The sequence below is a fragment of the Rhodopseudomonas parapalustris genome, assembly GCF_053772255.1.
This window is the reverse complement of record NZ_JAMKBZ010000005.1, coordinates 59,700-75,813: the sequence shown is the minus strand read 5'-3', so window position 1 is coordinate 75,813 and position 16,114 is coordinate 59,700. Positions and strand designations below refer to the sequence as shown.

The 16,114-nt window shown below is 66.4% G+C and carries 12 protein-coding genes; 6 read left to right on the top strand and 6 right to left on the bottom strand.

Annotated features, from left to right (window positions below):
• Window positions 1-30: 30 nt before the first annotated feature.
• On the top strand, window positions 31-1,368 hold the full coding sequence (locus tag M9H71_RS06565; protein ID WP_455404262.1) for an aminotransferase-like domain-containing protein: 1,338 nt from the start codon (window positions 31-33) through the stop codon (window positions 1,366-1,368).
• Between the two features lie 22 nt (window positions 1,369-1,390).
• Here the strand turns inward: M9H71_RS06565 and M9H71_RS06560 are convergent, their stop codons facing one another.
• Together M9H71_RS06560 and acuI are read right to left on the bottom strand one after the other, a co-directional pair.
• Complete coding sequence (locus M9H71_RS06560) at window positions 1,391-1,999, bottom strand: hypothetical protein (protein ID WP_455404261.1); 609 nt, start codon at window positions 1,997-1,999, stop codon at window positions 1,391-1,393.
• A gap of 114 nt (window positions 2,000-2,113) precedes the next feature.
• Window positions 2,114-3,100: an acrylyl-CoA reductase (NADPH) gene (gene acuI / locus M9H71_RS06555; protein ID WP_455404260.1), complete on the bottom strand. Its 987-nt coding sequence runs from the start codon at window positions 3,098-3,100 to the stop codon at window positions 2,114-2,116.
• Between the two features lie 354 nt (window positions 3,101-3,454).
• On the opposite strand from acuI, the gene nadA reads away from it, so the two are divergent.
• The 4 genes from nadA (at window position 3,455) to M9H71_RS06535 (ending at window position 7,998) form a co-directional block, all read left to right on the top strand.
• A complete protein-coding gene (gene nadA / locus M9H71_RS06550) occupies window positions 3,455-4,567 on the top strand; it encodes a quinolinate synthase NadA (RefSeq protein WP_455404259.1) in 1,113 nt (370 codons plus the stop codon).
• 93 nt (window positions 4,568-4,660) lie between these two features.
• On the top strand, window positions 4,661-6,277 hold the full coding sequence (locus M9H71_RS06545; protein ID WP_455404258.1) for an L-aspartate oxidase: 1,617 nt from the start codon (window positions 4,661-4,663) through the stop codon (window positions 6,275-6,277).
• Between the two features lie 15 nt (window positions 6,278-6,292).
• Complete coding sequence (nadC, locus tag M9H71_RS06540) at window positions 6,293-7,168, top strand: carboxylating nicotinate-nucleotide diphosphorylase (protein ID WP_415219622.1); 876 nt, start codon at window positions 6,293-6,295, stop codon at window positions 7,166-7,168.
• Between the two features lie 167 nt (window positions 7,169-7,335).
• Window positions 7,336-7,998 carry a hypothetical protein gene (locus tag M9H71_RS06535; protein WP_455404257.1) on the top strand — a complete coding sequence of 221 codons (663 nt, stop codon included), beginning with the start codon at window positions 7,336-7,338 and terminating at the stop codon, window positions 7,996-7,998.
• Window positions 7,999-8,074: 76 nt separating this feature from the next.
• Here M9H71_RS06535 and M9H71_RS06530 read toward each other — a convergent pair whose 3' ends face one another.
• From M9H71_RS06530 to M9H71_RS06520, 3 genes are all read right to left on the bottom strand, one after another.
• On the bottom strand, window positions 8,075-9,505 hold the full coding sequence (locus M9H71_RS06530) for a cell wall hydrolase (RefSeq protein ID WP_455404256.1): 1,431 nt from the start codon (window positions 9,503-9,505) through the stop codon (window positions 8,075-8,077).
• Between the two features lie 324 nt (window positions 9,506-9,829).
• Window positions 9,830-12,835, bottom strand: coding sequence for a pyruvate, phosphate dikinase (ppdK, locus tag M9H71_RS06525; protein ID WP_455404255.1), 3,006 nt, complete (start codon window positions 12,833-12,835; stop codon window positions 9,830-9,832).
• Between the two features lie 91 nt (window positions 12,836-12,926).
• Entirely contained in the window at window positions 12,927-13,082 is a 156-nt protein-coding gene (locus M9H71_RS06520) for a DUF3096 domain-containing protein (RefSeq protein ID WP_110787967.1), read from the bottom strand.
• A 476-nt stretch (window positions 13,083-13,558) separates the two neighbouring features.
• On the opposite strand from M9H71_RS06520, the gene M9H71_RS06515 reads away from it, so the two are divergent.
• Complete coding sequence (locus M9H71_RS06515) at window positions 13,559-14,845, top strand: MgtC/SapB family protein (protein ID WP_455404405.1); 1,287 nt, start codon at window positions 13,559-13,561, stop codon at window positions 14,843-14,845.
• A gap of 15 nt (window positions 14,846-14,860) precedes the next feature.
• Here M9H71_RS06515 and M9H71_RS06510 read toward each other — a convergent pair whose 3' ends face one another.
• Window positions 14,861-15,964 carry a hypothetical protein gene (locus M9H71_RS06510; RefSeq protein ID WP_455404254.1) on the bottom strand — a complete coding sequence of 368 codons (1,104 nt, stop codon included), beginning with the start codon at window positions 15,962-15,964 and terminating at the stop codon, window positions 14,861-14,863.
• Window positions 15,965-16,114 lie beyond the last annotated feature (150 nt).

The following is a 16,114-nucleotide window of genomic DNA, read 5'->3' as shown; positions in this document are numbered from 1 at the left end:
TGGATACCCGACATTACCGGCAGACATCCCGTGCGCTACGTCGCCATCGTCGAGGCTCTGGCCGAGGCGATCGCGACCGGCGTGTTGCGGCCGGGAGACCGGCTCCCCACCCATCGTGAGCTCGCCTGGCGCCTCGAGGTCAATGTCAGCACGGTGTCGCGCGCTTACGCCGAAGCGACCCGGAGACATCTGATCTCCGGCGAGGTCGGCCGCGGCACCTATGTGCTGTCCGAGAGTCGCGAAGCCGTTCTGTTCGCGTTGAAGGCCCAAATCGATGACTCCGCTCTCCGCTTCATTGATCTCTCCACCAACGTTCCGGCAATCGATTCGTCGACGACCGATCTGGATCTGGCCCTGGCAGACATCGCACGCGATGGAGGATTGGGCGCCGCGCTCGACTATTTGACTCCAGCGCTGATCACCCGCACCCGCGCCACCGCAGCGAGCTGGGTCGCCGCGCGCGGTCTCGAATTGCGTCCTACCGACATCGTGCCGACGGCAGGCGCGCATCAGGCACTGCTCGCGGTGCTACTCGCAGTCTGCACTGCCGGCGAACCGGTGCTGGTCGAGGAGATGACCTTCCCTGGTATCAAGGCATTGGCTCGCCAGCTCGGTGTGCCGCTGCATGGCGTCGCGATGGACGCGCAGGGAATCTTGCCGGAGGCGCTCGACCGCGCCGCGCGGGCGACATCGGCGCGCGTCGTCGTTCTGGTTCCTGCGCTGCAGAATCCCACGGGTGCGACCATGAGCGAGGCACGGCGTGCCGAGCTGGCCGAGATCGCGGAGCGGCGCGATCTGCAGATCATCGAAGACGATATTTACGGCACGCTGGCAGCAACGCCGCCTTTGGCAACGCTGCTGCCGAACCGCTGCACACTGGTCACGAGTTTCTCGAAGTCGGTCGCCGCCGGCCTGCGCTTCGGATTAGTTGCGGGGGCCGGACCGGTCGCGCGCGCCGTCGCGGCCGAGCCGCAGACGACACTCTGGCCATTGGCGCCCTTGATGGCGGAGATCGCCTGCCGATGGATGGAAGACGGCACCGCGCTGCGCCGCGCCGAATGGCAGCGCGACGAGGTGGGTGTTCGCCACCGGCTCGCCCGCAGAATTCTGCCGAATGGTGGAACGAGCAATTCGACGCCGTCGCCGCACGCGTGGCTCGCGGTGCCGCCGGAGATGGCGGACCCGGTGGCAGCGTGCCGAGCTGTCGGTATCGAGGTCGTCTCGGCCGCGACCTTCGCAGTCACTCGCGAGGCGCCGGCGCGGATCCGGATCAGCCTGACAGCAGCACAGACGCGCGCTGAACTCGGCCGCGCATTGGACCGGCTCGCAGCGATCGGCGTGACATGGCCGGGGGCTTCTGAAACGTGATGCGGGCGGCAGGCGGTGTCATTTAGTCCGTCGAGCGGCGAAGCTCGGATGCGGCTTCGACCTTGGCGGTTTCGGCCTTGGCGTTCTCGGCCTTGGCGTTGTCCACCTTGGGCGGATCGAGCCGGGCCGACTCGACGCGCGGCACCGGCACGCTGGCGGTGACTTCGGCGCGCTGCTGCACGCCGGGCGCGTGCAGCGACCGCGGGTGGGAATGCGAATGCGAGATCGCGCGGGCGAGCTGGATCCGGCCGGAATGGCGGAAGTCGCAATACGCAAAGCCCATGCCCGACACCGAGCCCCGGAAGCTACGCTCGCTCGTCTTGGTGAGGTTGAAGCAGGGCTCGAACGGAATGCCTTTGATCGACGCGCAGATCGACTCGCCGCGGACCTGCAGCGTGTTGCCCGGCAGGCGCATGAAGCGGTTGGGGCCGGAGCCGGAGAACTGGACTTGGCCGGCCGCGCCGCCGTCGTCGAACACGCGGCCTGCGCCGCGTGTTCCATCGAAGCAGGTGAAGGCGAACACCTTGTTGGCGACAAATTTACGCGCCTCGTCCGCATTCATCGAACCGGCCATCGCCGGAAGGACTACAGCACCTGAGATTACGGTGCCGAATACGAAACGCGCAAACATGCCTGTACTCCTACTGGGAGCGGGTGGAACTCGTTTAACCCGATCCTTACCATACAAACTGAGGCAAGAATGGCGCAGCTTGGTTGGTAAAGTCTGAACGAAGTAACCGATCCCCTACGTAATTTTCACCACGATGCGGCCGCGGACCTGGCCGGCCAGCACCTTGGCGCCGGCTTCGATGACCTGGTCGAGGCTGATTTCCTGCGTGATTTCCGCAAGTTTCGCCGGATCGAGGTCGGTGGCGAGCCGCTCCCAGGCGCGCTTGCGCTCGGGCAGCGGGCACATCACCGAGTCGATGCCGTAAAGACACACTCCGCGCAAAATGAACGGGGCGACTGAGCTGGGCAGGTCCATGCCGGCGGCAAGCCCGCAGGCCGCGATGGCGCCGCGATACTTGGTCATCGACAACAGATTGGCCAGCGTGGTCGAACCAACGCTGTCGATACCACCGGCCCAGCGTTCTTTCGCCAGCGGCTTGGCCGGGCCGGACAATTCGTTGCGGTCGATGATCTCGGCGGCGCCGAGCTGGCGCAAGTAAGCCTCTTCGGACGCACGGCCGGTCGACGCGATGACCTGATAGCCGAGCTTGGAGAGCAGCGCGATCGCCACCGAACCGACGCCGCCGGCCGCGCCGGTGACGACCACCGGACCGTCCTTCGGGGTCAGGCCGTGCTTCTCCAGCGCCAGCACGCTCAGCATCGCGGTGTAGCCGGCGGTGCCGATCGCCATCGCGTCGCGCGCGCTCAAGGATTGCGGCAAGCGCACCAGCCAGTCGCCTTTGACGCGGGCTTTCTCCGCATAGGCGCCGAGATGGGTTTCGCCCATGCCCCAGCCGTTGCAGACCACCTTGTCGCCGGCCTTCCAGTCGGGATGGCTAGATTCCAGGACAGTGCCGGCGAAATCGATGCCGGCGATCATCGGGAAGCGGCGCACCACAGGCGCCTTGCCGGTGACGGCGAGACCGTCCTTGTAGTTCAGGGTCGACCATTCGACCGCCACGGTGACATCGCCATCCATCAGCTCGGCTTCGTCGAACTGGGTCAGCGCTGCCGTCGTGCCTTTCTCGGCCTTGTCGATCCTGATTGCCTTGAACGTCGCCATTCCACTCCCCTTGAATTGTGGTTGTCAGTGCCGACGTGAGTTAGAGAACCAGATGGCCGCCTGTAAAGGTCACGGTGCGCCGCAGCGATGCAATTGCGTGACCCTGCTGTGACGATTTAGCTCTTCCGGCCTCTGGCGGAACCCGACTGTGCGTGTTATATTAGATTTGCTCTTAATGAGGATAAGTCGTTTCCTCTTGAGTTCCGGAAGCGGGCGCGCTGGCGCAGGAAGCTCGAGGAAGCGGTTCAAAGCGCAGCGGATGGAAGGATGCCGGCCCTTTGTGGCCGGATTTCTCAAGCCCGGCATATGCTCAAACTGAGTATATACCGGGTCGCGTACCCAGGGGAGGCGTCGATGCCGCTTGCTGAACTCTATGGCCCCGAGAATTTCGGCCTGCCGCCGCACGCGCGCCAGGGTGCGCTGTCCCGCGCCCCGCTGAGCGTTGCGGAGAAAGCGCGCGCCCTGCCGATGCCGTCGCTCGATTGGACACCGGAAGTCGAGGCTGCGACCGCGCATCTGTATGCGAAGGTGCAGAACGTCATCCCGCCGGTCGAATGGCCGTTCATGGCGCCCTACATCAAGGCGATCAACGAGCTGAAGCGCGAGCGCGACGCCGTGATCCTGGCGCACAACTACCAGACGCCGGAAATCTTCCACTGTGTCGCCGACATCGTCGGCGACTCGCTGCAGCTCGCGATCGAAGCCACCAAGGTGAAGGCTTCGACCATCGTGCAGTGCGGCGTGCACTTCATGGCCGAGACCTCGAAGATCCTGAACCCGGAGAAGCGCGTGCTGATCCCGGATTCTCGCGCCGGCTGCTCGCTCGCCTCGTCGATCACCGGCGCGGACGTCCGTCTGCTGCGCGAAAAATTCCCCGGCGTGCCGGTCGTGGCTTACGTCAACACGTCCGCGGACGTGAAGGCCGAGGTCGACATCTGCTGCACTTCGTCCAACGCCGTGCGGGTCGTGGAAAGCCTCGGCGTCGACCGCGTGATCATGGTTCCGGATCAGTATCTGGCGAAGTACGTCGCCTCCCAGACCAAGGTGAAGATCATTGCCTGGAAGGGGGCCTGCGAAGTGCACGAGCGCTTCACCGGTGACGAGCTGCGCGTCTATCGCGAGGCCGATCCGAGCGTGAAGATCATCGCTCATCCGGAATGCCCGCCGGACGTGCTGGCCGAAGCCGACTTCACCGGCTCGACCGCGCACATGATCGACTGGGTCAAGACCAAGCACCCCAAGCGCGTGGTGATGATCACCGAGTGCTCGATGGCCGACAACGTCCAGGCCGAGCTACGCGACGTCGAAATGGTGCGGCCGTGCAATCTGTGCCCGCACATGAAGCGGATCACGCTGGCGAAGATCCTCGACAGCCTGGTGTATCTGCGTGAGGAAGTGACGGTCGATCCCGCCATCATCGCGCCGGCCCGGCGCTCGGTGGAGCGGATGATCAACCTGAACAACTGAGCCTCGCGGCTCGCGACGAATGGCGGCGTCCGTGCCGCCATCGCTGTGCATCGAAGGCGTTCGCGGACAGTCGCGTGAGAGTTGGATCGCCGCATGAGCAGCACGCCCGAGTTCGCACATCTTGGCGTCCATGGTGACGTCGTCATCGTCGGCGGCGGTCTCGCCGGCCTGTTCTGTGCGCTGAAGCTGGCGCCGCGTCCGGTGACGGTGATCAGCGCCGCGCCGCTCGGCGAAGGCGCCTCCACCGCCTGGGCTCAAGGCGGCATCGCCGCCGCGGTCGGCGAAGGCGACAGCGCCGAATCGCACGCGGCCGACACCATCGCGGTCGGCGCCGGTCTGGTCGACGAGGCGGTGGCGCATCGCCTCGCCGGCGAGGCGGCCGCGCGCATCCACGATCTGCTCAGCTACGGCGTGCCGTTCGACCGCGACCTCGAAGGCCGGCTGGCGGTGGCGCGCGAAGCAGCGCATTCGGCGCGGCGCATCGTCCACGTCCGCGGCGACATGGCCGGCCAGGCGATCATCCGCGCGCTGACCGAGACCGTGCGCGCCACGCCGTCGATCAAGGTGATCGAAGGCTGGTTCGCCGACGGGCTGCTGATGCACGACGATGCGGTCGCCGGATTGCGGCTGCGCAAGGTCGGCCACGCCGCCGGCACGCCGATGCACATCCCGGCCCGCGCCGTGGTGCTGGCCACCGGCGGCATCGGCCATCTCTATGCGGTCACCACCAATCCGATCGAGGCCCGCGGCGTCGGGCTGGCGATCGCGGCCCGGGCCGGCGCGCGGATCGCCGATCCGGAATTCGTACAATTCCATCCGACCGCAATCATGGTTGGCCGCGATCCCGCCCCGCTCGCCACCGAGGCGCTGCGCGGCGAAGGCGCTATTCTGGTCAACCGCCAGGGCGAGCGCTTCATGCTGGCCGCGCATCCGCTCGCCGAGCTGGCGCCGCGCGACATCGTCGCCCGCGGCGTGTTCGCCGAAGTGGCTTCCGGGCGGGGCGCTTATCTCGATGCCACCAAGGCGCTCGGCGCGCATTTCGCCGAACATTTCCCGACCGTGTACGAGAGCTGCATATCGGCCGGCATCGATCCGGCCACACAGCCGATTCCGATCGCGCCGGCAGCGCACTACCACATGGGCGGCATCGCGGTGGACGTGAACGGCCGCAGCTCGCTGCGTGGGCTGTGGGCCGCAGGCGAGGTCTCCTGCACCGGCGCACATGGTGCCAACCGGCTCGCCTCGAACTCGCTGCTGGAAGCGGTGGTGTATGCGGCGCGGATCGCCGAGGACATCGCCGGCACCGAGCTCTCCGCCACCAAATCGCGCCTCGAGACGCATGAACCGGGCACCACGCTGATCGATCCGGCGCAGGAGCTGCTGCTGCGGCAGACCATGGCCGGCAAGGTCGGGGTGATCCGCGACCGCGACGGGCTGGCCGAAGCGGTACGGACCTTCGCGGCGCTGGAGGCCGAAACGACCTCGACGACGCTCGCCAATATGGCGACCACCGCGCTGTTGGTCGCCACTGCGGCGCTGGCGCGCACCGAAAGCCGCGGCGCGCACTATCGCGCCGATTATCCGGCCGAGAACCCGGCACAGGCGACGCGCACGACCACCTCGCTCGCCGAGGCGCGCGAACGTGCCGCGGCGCTCGGAGGCGGTGCCGCGCCCTCGCCTCGCCTCTCTGCGCAATCCGCGCTCGCCTGATCAGGACCACCTTTCATGTTGCCGTCTGCGCTGCTGCATCCCGATGCATTCCTGTCGCCATTGGCGATTACCGACGCGGTGCGCCGCGCGCTCGACGAGGATCTCGGCCGCGCCGGCGACGTCACCTCGATCGCAACGATTCCGGAAGCGACTCAGGCGCATGCGATCCTGGTCGCGCGCCAAGCAGGCGTGATCGCCGGGCTGCCGCTGGCGATCGAAACCTTCCGGCAACTCTCGGCCGAAGTCGCCATCACCGCGCATGTGCGCGACGGCGACACGGTGGCGGCGGGTATTCAGGTGCTAACGATCTCCGGCCCGGCCCGCGCCGTGCTGACCGGCGAGCGCACCGCGCTGAATTTCGTCGGCCGACTGTCGGGCATCGCGACGCTGACCGCCGATTACGTCCGCCACACCGCTGGTAGCAAGATGCGGATCTGCTGCACCCGCAAGACCACACCCGGACTGCGGGCGCTGGAGAAATACGCGGTGCGTTGCGGCGGCGGCTTCAATCACCGTTTCGGTCTCGACGACGCCATCCTGATCAAGGACAATCACATCGCGGTCGCAGGCGGCATCCGCCCGGTGCTGGAAGCGGCGCGCGCCAAGATCGGCCATCTGGTCAAGATCGAAATCGAAGTCGACACCCTCGATCAGCTCCGCGAGGTGCTGGATACCGGCCTCGCCGACGTCGTGCTGCTCGACAACATGAATCTCGACACCTTGAAGCAGGCGGTGGCGATGAGTGCCGGCCGCGTCGTGCTCGAAGCCTCCGGCGGTGTCACCCGCGAGTCGATCAGCAGCATCGCCGCCACCGGCGTCGACTACGCTTCTTCCGGTGCGCTGACGCACTCGGCACCGAACTTCGACGTGGCGCTGGACATCGACGCGTAGCAGCCTCAGCGCGACGGGCGTTCGGAAATTTCTGCCGCGCACGGCGGGAATTGCCGGCCGGTCGCGCTTTCTCGATCAAAAAGGCTCGCACTTTCAACGTTCCTCGGCGGCCCGGAACTTGCCTCGTATCTTTTGAGGCATTTACGGGAAGACCGCGAGGACAGGTGATGATCACAACGGGAGTCGGCCAGAATTCGGCCTATGCGCGCCCCTCGGCAGTCACCGGTTCGACGCGTAGCACGACGGCATCCGACAACGCGGCGACGACGACATCCAGCAGCGATGCAGGCGGATTTCAGATCGACGTCTCGCAGGTCAAACGTTTGACCGGAGGAACACCGATCTCGGCGTTGGATGTTCCGGAGCTGCGCGACATGCTGGCAACGGCCTGGCTGACGATGCAGCGCGCAAACGACCCACCGGCCGGCCCTGCGGACAACGCACCCGAGAATACCTACGCCCAGATCAAGGTCGACGGAAAGGTGGTCGCGACCGTCTACAACAGCGGGGTCTCGGAAATGTCCAACCGCGCCGCGGGCGCAGTCGGCGACCTGCAGGACCCACCCGGGTTGCTCGGTCCGAATCTCGCACAATGGCGAGCGGAGAACTACGCCAAGCGGCTCGGCGGGACGATCGAGAAGGCATCCACGGCGATCACGCAGTCGCAATGGAAGCCGCGCGAGAGTACGTCTTCGACCTACAGCCGGGAGCAACTCGACGCTGCGTTCGCCGCGATGGTTGAGGCGGGCCAGCGCACCTCGGCGCAGGGCGCAACATCTTATCAGTCATCGCCGTCGTCGTCGGAACGGCAGACGGATCTCAGCGCCTGACCACGAGCCACGCCGATCAAGTGACAACAGCCGCCGGCCGGACCGTCCGGCTTGGCGGACGCCGGCACCGCGCGGATTAATTGCCCTTGGCTTGAATCTCGGCCGAACTCTTGGCGGCTTCGGCGAGCCGGGCGGAGATCGAGGCGGTTTCGGCCGCGCTGCCCCAGCTCGGGGCATCGCTGCCGTCGCCCCAGGCGCGCGGACGATAGAAGGTGTGTACGCCGAATTTGTACATCTTCTTCATCTCGTGGACCCACGACGGCCGCACCCAGTACGCGTGGTAATGAGTCGACTTGCCGACCTCGGGCAGCCACAGCTTACCGTCGAGCATCGCGCGGGCGATCTTGCGGGCGCGATCCCACATCTCCGGTTCGCGGACCACGTCGGCGACGTTGTCGCAGGCGAAGGTGAACTGGCAGGCGTAGCGGCGGTTCTTGTTCTGATACACGACACCGCAGACGTTGCTGGGGTAGAAGCCGGAGAACGCGCGGTTCAGCACCACCTGCGCCACCGCGATCTGGCCGCGCACCTTCTCGCCGCGGGATTCGAAATAAACCGCCTCCGCCAGGCACTTCTCGTGCTTGGCCCAGAGCTGCGAACCTGCGACGAGGCCGAGGCGTTCGGCCGGGGTCTTGACGTGATGATCGGAATTGACCTGGCCCTTGCCGGCGATGGTCTCGCCGGATGCGGTCGGATCGACCGACGCCACCTGCGGCGATTTCATGTCCGGATCGGCGGCATTCGGCGAGACGATGATCGGCTCTTGGCCGGGCTGCCACTGCTCCAGCGTCTCTTCCATGCCACCGAGCGAGCCGGTGCCGAAGAACAGGCTGACAGTCTTGAACGCGAACGGATCGCGCCGCGTCGCAGCCGCGGCGGGCTGGGACGCATGCTGCTGCGCATCCGGCGGTAGCGAGCCGTCGTATTGCGGCAATGGTTCCGACTGCAGCGCCTCGGCGAGCTCGGGATCGAGCGCGGGTGCGGCGTCGGCCGCGAAGACCGCCACGTTCGGTTCGGTATCCGGGAGTTGCTCACTGGTCTTGGCGCCGGTCACGTTCGGCGTCTGCGATCCTGCATCGTCGGACTCCGGAGCGACTTCCAGATGCGGAGTCTGTTCCGGTTTGGCGAGCGCCAGGCGATCCCCCTTCAGGGTGCGGTCGACCTTCGGATAGTCAGAGGCTTGATAGCGCGACGGCGCATCCAGCAGCGGGTTGCGGGTCGTAGCCAGACCGCCGCTGCGCCCTTCGATGCTGACGAGTCGCGTAGCGCCGAGCTGCGGCGCCCAGGTGCCGATCGGCCGGCCGAACGAGAACGTCGCGACCTGAACGGAACCGAGCGAAGAGGCGAACATCCGCTTCTGCCAGCGCTCGGTGACGCCGGTCTGCCGAACCAGCAGCGACGCGATATCCTGGTGTCCGATTTCATTGGGCAGCGCCGCGAAGACACAGACCCCGAGGCCGAAGGACGCAATCCGTGCGCCCTTCGACCGGTTACGCATGACTGACATCGATACGCTCACGCAACGCTTACTCGCGATCAAGTCCGACGGTTTCGGACAAGTTGATCGTTTCCGTTGTTATCCGATTAAAGTTGCCCGTGCGTTAATGACAGATGCACGCGCGCAACACGCAACGGCAAGCTGTTAGTTCGTGGAACCGGTTGCGGGCGTAGTGAATCGGAGCTTCACGGAGTTGGTTAAGATCGCGTTGTGAGACGTCGTTAACGAGACGTTGCGATCGCGGCGGCGCACCGATACCACACGGCCCGAAACAGCAACGGCCGGGACGAAGCCCGGCCGTTCGAAGTTCGTGGTCGATGGTACGAAGCGCGGTTATGCCTGGCTGGCGATCCCCTTGCCGAGCGCGGCCTGCGCCGCGGCGAGCCGCGCGATCGGCACGCGGTACGGCGAGCACGACACGTAGTTCAGGCCGATCTCGTGGCAGAACGCCACCGACGCCGGATCGCCGCCGTGTTCGCCGCAGATGCCGACCTTGAGGCTGGAGCGCGTCTTGCGACCGCGCTCGACGCCGATTCGGACCAGCTCGCCGACGCCGTCGCGGTCCACCGAGACGAACGGATCGACCGTGAAGATGCCCTTCTCGATGTAGGTGCCGAGGAAGCTGGCGGCGTCGTCGCGGCTGATGCCGAACGTCGTCTGCGTCAGATCGTTGGTTCCGAACGAGAAGAACTCGGCGCTCTCGGCAATGTCGCCGGCCATCAGGCAGGCGCGCGGCAGTTCGATCATGGTGCCGACCTGGTACTTCAGGTCGCTGCCGGTATCGCGGTTCACCGCCTGCGCGGTGGCGTCGATCCGGGCCTTGACCAGCTCGAACTCGGCGCGGGTCGCGATCAGCGGCACCATCACTTCGAGGCCGACCTGCTCGCCGGTGCGCTTCTCGGCCTCGACAGCGGCCTCGAAGATCGCGCGGGCCTGCATCTCGGCGATCTCCGGATAGGCGACCGCCAGACGGCAGCCGCGGAAGCCGAGCATCGGGTTGAACTCGGCGAGCTCGCGGGCGCGGTCGGCGAGCCGGCGCGGATCGGCGTTCATCGCCCGCGCCACTTCCTCGATCTCCGCCTGGGTGTGCGGCAGGAATTCGTGCAGCGGCGGATCGAGCAGGCGCACCGTCACCGGCAGGCCCTTCATGATCTCGAACAGCTCGACGAAATCGGCGCGCTGCATCGGCAGCAGCTTGGCGAGCGCGGCGCGGCGCGACTGCTCGTCTTCGGCGAGGATCATCTCGCGCACGGTGCGGATGCGGGTCTCTTCGAAGAACATGTGCTCGGTGCGGCACAGGCCGATGCCCTCGGCGCCGAACTTGATCGACGTGCGGGCGTCGGCCGGAGTGTCGGCGTTGACGCGCACCTTGAGCTTGCGGACTTCGTCGGCCCAGCTCATCAGCGTGTTGAAGTCGCCGGACAGTTCCGGTTCGATCATCGGCATCTTGCCGGCCAGCACCTGACCGTTGCCGCCGTCGATGGTGATGATGTCGCCGGCCTTGAAGGTGCGCGAGCCGATCATCATCGTGCCGCGGCCGTAATCGACGCGGATCGTGCCGCAGCCGGAGACGCAGGGCTTGCCCATGCCGCGCGCCACCACGGCGGCGTGCGAGGTCATGCCGCCGCGGGTGGTGAGGATGCCTTCCGAAGCGTGCATGCCGTGGATGTCTTCGGGGCTGGTCTCGATCCGGACCAGGATCACCTTGCGGCCGTCGGCGTGCAGCTTGGCGGCTTCGTCCGACGAGAACACGATCTCACCCGAGGCGGCGCCGGGCGAGGCCGGCAGGCCGGTGGCGATGACGTCGCGCTTGGCATTGGGGTCGATGGTCGGATGCAGGAGCTGATCGAGCGAACCCGGCTCGATCCGGGTCACGGCGTCCTTACGATTGATCAGGCCTTCGTTGGCGAGCTCGACCGCGATTCGGAGCGCCGCCTTGGCGGTGCGCTTGCCGCCGCGGGTCTGCAGCATCCACAGCTTGCCCTGCTCGATCGTGAACTCCATGTCCTGCATGTCGCGGTAGTGCTTTTCCAGCAGGGTGTAGATCCGCGTCAGCTCCTTGAACGCATCGGGCATCGCCATTTCCATCGACGGCTTGTCGGAGCCGGACTCGATGCGGGCATGCTCGGTGATGTCCTGCGGGGTGCGGATGCCGGCGACGACGTCCTCGCCTTGCGCGTTGATCAGGAATTCGCCGTACAGCCGGCTTTCGCCGGTCGACGGATTGCGGGTGAAGGCGACGCCGGTCGCCGACGTCTCACCCATGTTGCCGAACACCATCGCCTGGACGTTGACGGCGGTGCCCCAGGACTCGGGAATGTCGTGCAGGCGGCGGTAGGTCACCGCGCGGGCGTTCATCCACGATGAGAACACCGCGCCGATCGCGCCCCAAAGCTGCGCATGCGGCTCCTGCGGGAAGTCTTCGCCGGTCTCGCGCGCCACCGCGTCCTTGTACTGGCCGACCAGTTCAACCCAGTCGTCGGCATCGAGATCGGTGTCGAGGGTGAAGCCCTTGGCGTCTTTGTAGGCGTCGAGGATCTCCTCGAAGTGATGATGCTCGAAACCGAGCACCACATCGGAATACATCGTGATGAAGCGGCGATAGCTGTCATAGGCGAAGCGCCGATCGCCGGACTTCTCCGCCAGCGCCTCGACGGTCTCGTCATTGAGGCCGAGATTGAGGACGGTGTCCATCATGCCCGGCATCGAGGCGCGGGCGCCGGAGCGGACCGACACCAAGAGCGGGTTTTTGGCGTCGCCGAACTTCTTGCCCGTGAGCTTGCCGACATGATCGAGCGCGCGCTCGAGCTGAACCTGCAGCTCCTTCGGATAGGTTTTGCCGTTGGCGTAGAAGTAGGTGCAGACCGACGTCGGGATGGTGAAGCCCGGAGGCACCGGCAGGCCGAGATTGGCCATCTCGGCGAGGTTGGCGCCCTTGCCGCCGAGCAGATCGCGCATGTTGGCGCGGCCTTCGGCCTTGCCGTCGCCGAACGTGTAGACCCACTTTCCGGCCTTCGGCGCGGCGGCTGCTTTCGCCGCGGCCTTCTTGGCGGGCTTGGCAACGGCCTTCGCGGCCGGCTTGGTCGCGGGCTTCGCGGCGGCCTTGGTCACCGCGGCTTTGGTTGCGGTCTTGGCGGCCGGCTTGGTCACTGCTTTCGACTTCGCGGGTGCCTTTGCGGCGGGCTTGGCGGCCGGCTTGCTAACAGCCTTCTTGGCCGGCTTCGGCGGGCTCTTCGCCACTGCCTTGCGTGCACTCGACGCGGCAGCGCCCTTTCCACGCACAGTCCCGGAAGACTTGGATTTCAGGGCGGTCTTCTTCTTCGAAGCGGCTTTGGCCATGGCTCTCAACGGTCCGCGAAAGAGAAACAGAAAACGGGCGCTTTAGACCACGTTTTGGCAGTCGCAAGCAAGGCGGCGGAACCTAAGACGACTAAAGATGCAAGAAACGCAATGCTCCGAGGCCGATCAATCCAACGCAGATCAGATACAGCGCGACGATGAAGTTCAGCAGCCGCGGCATGACCAGAATCAGGATACCGGCGATCAGCGCAACGATGGCTGGAATGTGGGCAGTGGTGATTGTCATGGCAGATGGTCTCCGGCGGAGGGAAGCGATCACGATCGAATCGCAGAGCGAATTGGTAGCGGACGCTGGCAAGGAACGATACCGGCGGCTGATGACGCCCCGGCCGGCTCCAGGTTCCCTGCACCGCGAAAATCACGGCCGGTGCGACATCCGGGCAAGGAACATCGGGCAAGCGCCGGCATTGCCTCAACAACACCGAGCCGGTACGGCCGATTTCGCGGCCGCTGCAATCTGATCGTTCAGGTGGATGCGCAAATCGCTTGAACGTGGGTCCGGACGCAACCGATGCGGCCGGATCGGAGAGCCCCGTCCCGTTCCCCCGCCGGGCGGGGCTCTTCCACGTCCGCCGCAGCATCTCGACATCACTTCTCCCGCCCCGCACCGCCTGCTAGAGTTCCGGGCCGGCTCGGTTCGCGCGCCGGCGTCGCGGCCGTCCTCCGCGCCGAACCCGTTCCGCGCAGGAGCGGCCCTTGCCGATGCCGACGATCGCTACACCTTCCGTTCACAGCTTGGCGCTGTTGTTGCTGCTGAGTTTCTTTCTCGGCTTCGCGTTCGAGGATTTCTTCGAGCAGCGCAAATCTGCGCGCCCCGGCGGCGTCCGAACCTTCCCGCTGCTGTCGCTCGGCGGCGGTATGCTGTACTGGCTCGATCCGGCGCATCTGATCGCTTTCACCGGCGGACTGCTGGTGCTCGGCGTCTGGCTGTCGATCTTCTACACGGTGCATTTGCGCGAGCGTGACGACCAGGGCGAACGCAATGCCGGGCTGGTGGTGCTACTGCTCAACATCCACGCCTACCTGCTTGGCGCGATCGCGCTCGCGTTGCCGCATTGGGTCGCCGTGGGCGTGACGGTGGCGGCCGTGATGCTGCTGACGGGGCGCGACTGGCTGCACCGGCTGGTGCGCAAGGTCGACACCCGCGAGATCACCACGGCGGCGCAATTCCTGATCCTCAGCGGTGTGGTGCTGCCGCTGCTGCCGGCCGAGCCGGTGACTTCGCTCACCAGCATCACGCCGCGGCAGGTGTGGCTATCGCTGACGCTGGTGTCGGCGCTGTCCTATGCGAGCTATCTGGCACAGCGCTATTGGCAGCGCGCCGCGCAGGGGCTGTGGATGGCCGGGCTCGGCGGGCTGTATTCCTCGACCGCCACCACCGTGGTGCTGGCGCGGCAGGCTGCCGTCAGCGAGACGTTCCGCCGTCAGGCGACGGCCGGGATCACGCTCGCCACCGGCATCATGTATCTGCGCATCCTGGTGGTGATCGCGGTGTTCAACATGGCGCTGGCGCACGCGCTGGCGGCACCGATGCTGGGCCTCGCCGCGGTCGCCCTGGCGATCGCAGCAGTGCAATACCTGATCGTCAAGGCGCCGGCCGGCGAAGCCACCCAGCCGTCGGAGCGCGGCAACCCGCTCGAACTCGGCGCCGCCGCCGTGTTCGCGGTGCTGTTCGTGGCGATCTCGCTGGCCTCGACCTGGGTGAAAACCGAATTCGGCACGCAGGGTATTTACTGGCTGGCGGCGATCGTCGGCTTCTCCGACATCGACCCCTTCGTGCTCAACCTGGCGCAGGGCGGCACCGCCGGCATCGGCGAACATGCGGTGGTGATCGCGGTGCTGATCGCGGCTTCTTCCAACAACGTGCTGAAGGCCGCCTATGCGGTGGCGTTCGGCGGGCGGCGGACCTGGCCGAGCGCGGTGGTGCTGGTGGCTCTGGCGATCGGCGGCGTCGCGCTGGCCGCATGGCTGACGCAGGTCGCGACCTGAGCCGCGGCCGGGGCGCTAGCTGCTCTTCAGCATCGACAGCAGTGAGTTGGTCGCCTTGTAGCTTTGCACCGCATTGTCGCGGAATGCCGGCGTCCAGTTGGTCGCGGTGCGCTCCTCGGCGCTCATGCCCGCATAGGCGTTGAGCAGGCCGAGGCTGAAATCCGCCGGATTGCCGGAGGTCTGGCTCTGCTTCAGCGCAGTCAGAATGCTGGCGCGGTTGCGGCCATCGAGCTCGCGCTTGGCGGCGAACACCTCTTCCTTGGAGAACAGGTCGTCCTTGTTGAGCGAGATCGCCGACAGCGCACGATTGTCGAGCCCTGACAGATCCGCCTGCTGGCCGGTCTTGCGCGCCGGATCGTATACCAGCAGCTTGCCGGCGGCGGTCGCCTGCTTGGCCTGATCGTCGAGCGCGGCGCGGGCCTGCTTTGCGACGCTGCCGAAATCCTGGGTGGTGGTGGTGCTGCCGGACGGATAACGCGCCAGATAGGCGGCGACCGGATCGTTGCTGATGCCGGAGGGGATCTTGGACGGATCGCTCTGCGTCGCCGCCAGCCCCTTGGTGATCGCGGCGCGCTCGGCCTGCCAGGTCGCGGTCGCCTTCTCTTCGCTGGAGGCGCCGTCGAGATAGCTGGCAGCGGCCTTGTAGACGGTGCTGTAGTCGCCGATCAGGTTGGCGGTCTGCGTCGCCGGCGACAGCGCATCGTTGAACTGCGAGATCCGGGTGGTCGCCGCCAGCGTCTGCTCGGCGTCGGTGAACCGGCCGCCGGCGTTGGAGGCGATCGCGAACTGCGCCCGGCGATCCAGCCCCGACAGATCGATCGTCGGCTTGCCGCTGTCGTTGTACGGCGCGGTGACGTTGGCCGCCTTGTACAGCTTGTCGACCGCGGCGCGGCTGTCGCTGATCACCGCGGAGAAGTCCTTGGATGAACCGCCGGCGAGCTGCGCCCGCGCCGCCGCCGACAGCGTCAACTGAGTCGCCGCATTGTTGCTGGCGCCCGGCAGCACGTCGTCGCCGCTGCCGTTCAGGATGCTGGCCAGCGAGGTCTGCACGCCCGCAGTCCGCGCATAGGCGGCACCATATTGCGCGTAATTGTTCAGCCCGTTGGTGATGCTGGTCATGGCGTAGCGCCCCGCTGCCGAGGAGTACGGTTAAGGAACCGTTACCGACCGCCAACCTGTCAGGACATGGTTAACGACCGGTTAATCATTTCGCGATGTTGCTGATCGGTGCAGGTTTTGAGGGGTACTGGGGGCTTCCTCGAGGACACG

What these genes read in the sequence shown, in the direction of transcription:
- M9H71_RS06560 (WP_455404261.1), bottom strand. Translation starts at nt 1,999, where the DNA reads ATGTTTGCGCGTTTCGTATTCGGCACCGTAATCTCAGGTGCTGTAGTC.
- acuI (WP_455404260.1), bottom strand. Translation starts at nt 3,100, where the DNA reads ATGGCGACGTTCAAGGCAATCAGGATCGACAAGGCCGAGAAAGGCACG.
- nadA (WP_455404259.1), top strand. Translation starts at nt 3,455, where the DNA reads ATGCCGCTTGCTGAACTCTATGGCCCCGAGAATTTCGGCCTGCCGCCG.
- M9H71_RS06545 (WP_455404258.1), top strand. Translation starts at nt 4,661, where the DNA reads ATGAGCAGCACGCCCGAGTTCGCACATCTTGGCGTCCATGGTGACGTC.
- nadC (WP_415219622.1), top strand. Translation starts at nt 6,293, where the DNA reads ATGTTGCCGTCTGCGCTGCTGCATCCCGATGCATTCCTGTCGCCATTG.
- M9H71_RS06535 (WP_455404257.1), top strand. Translation starts at nt 7,336, where the DNA reads ATGATCACAACGGGAGTCGGCCAGAATTCGGCCTATGCGCGCCCCTCG.
- M9H71_RS06530 (WP_455404256.1), bottom strand. Translation starts at nt 9,505, where the DNA reads ATGTCAGTCATGCGTAACCGGTCGAAGGGCGCACGGATTGCGTCCTTC.
- ppdK (WP_455404255.1), bottom strand. Translation starts at nt 12,835, where the DNA reads ATGGCCAAAGCCGCTTCGAAGAAGAAGACCGCCCTGAAATCCAAGTCT.
- M9H71_RS06520 (WP_110787967.1), bottom strand. Translation starts at nt 13,082, where the DNA reads ATGACAATCACCACTGCCCACATTCCAGCCATCGTTGCGCTGATCGCC.
- M9H71_RS06515 (WP_455404405.1), top strand. Translation starts at nt 13,559, where the DNA reads ATGCCGACGATCGCTACACCTTCCGTTCACAGCTTGGCGCTGTTGTTG.
- M9H71_RS06510 (WP_455404254.1), bottom strand. Translation starts at nt 15,964, where the DNA reads ATGACCAGCATCACCAACGGGCTGAACAATTACGCGCAATATGGTGCC.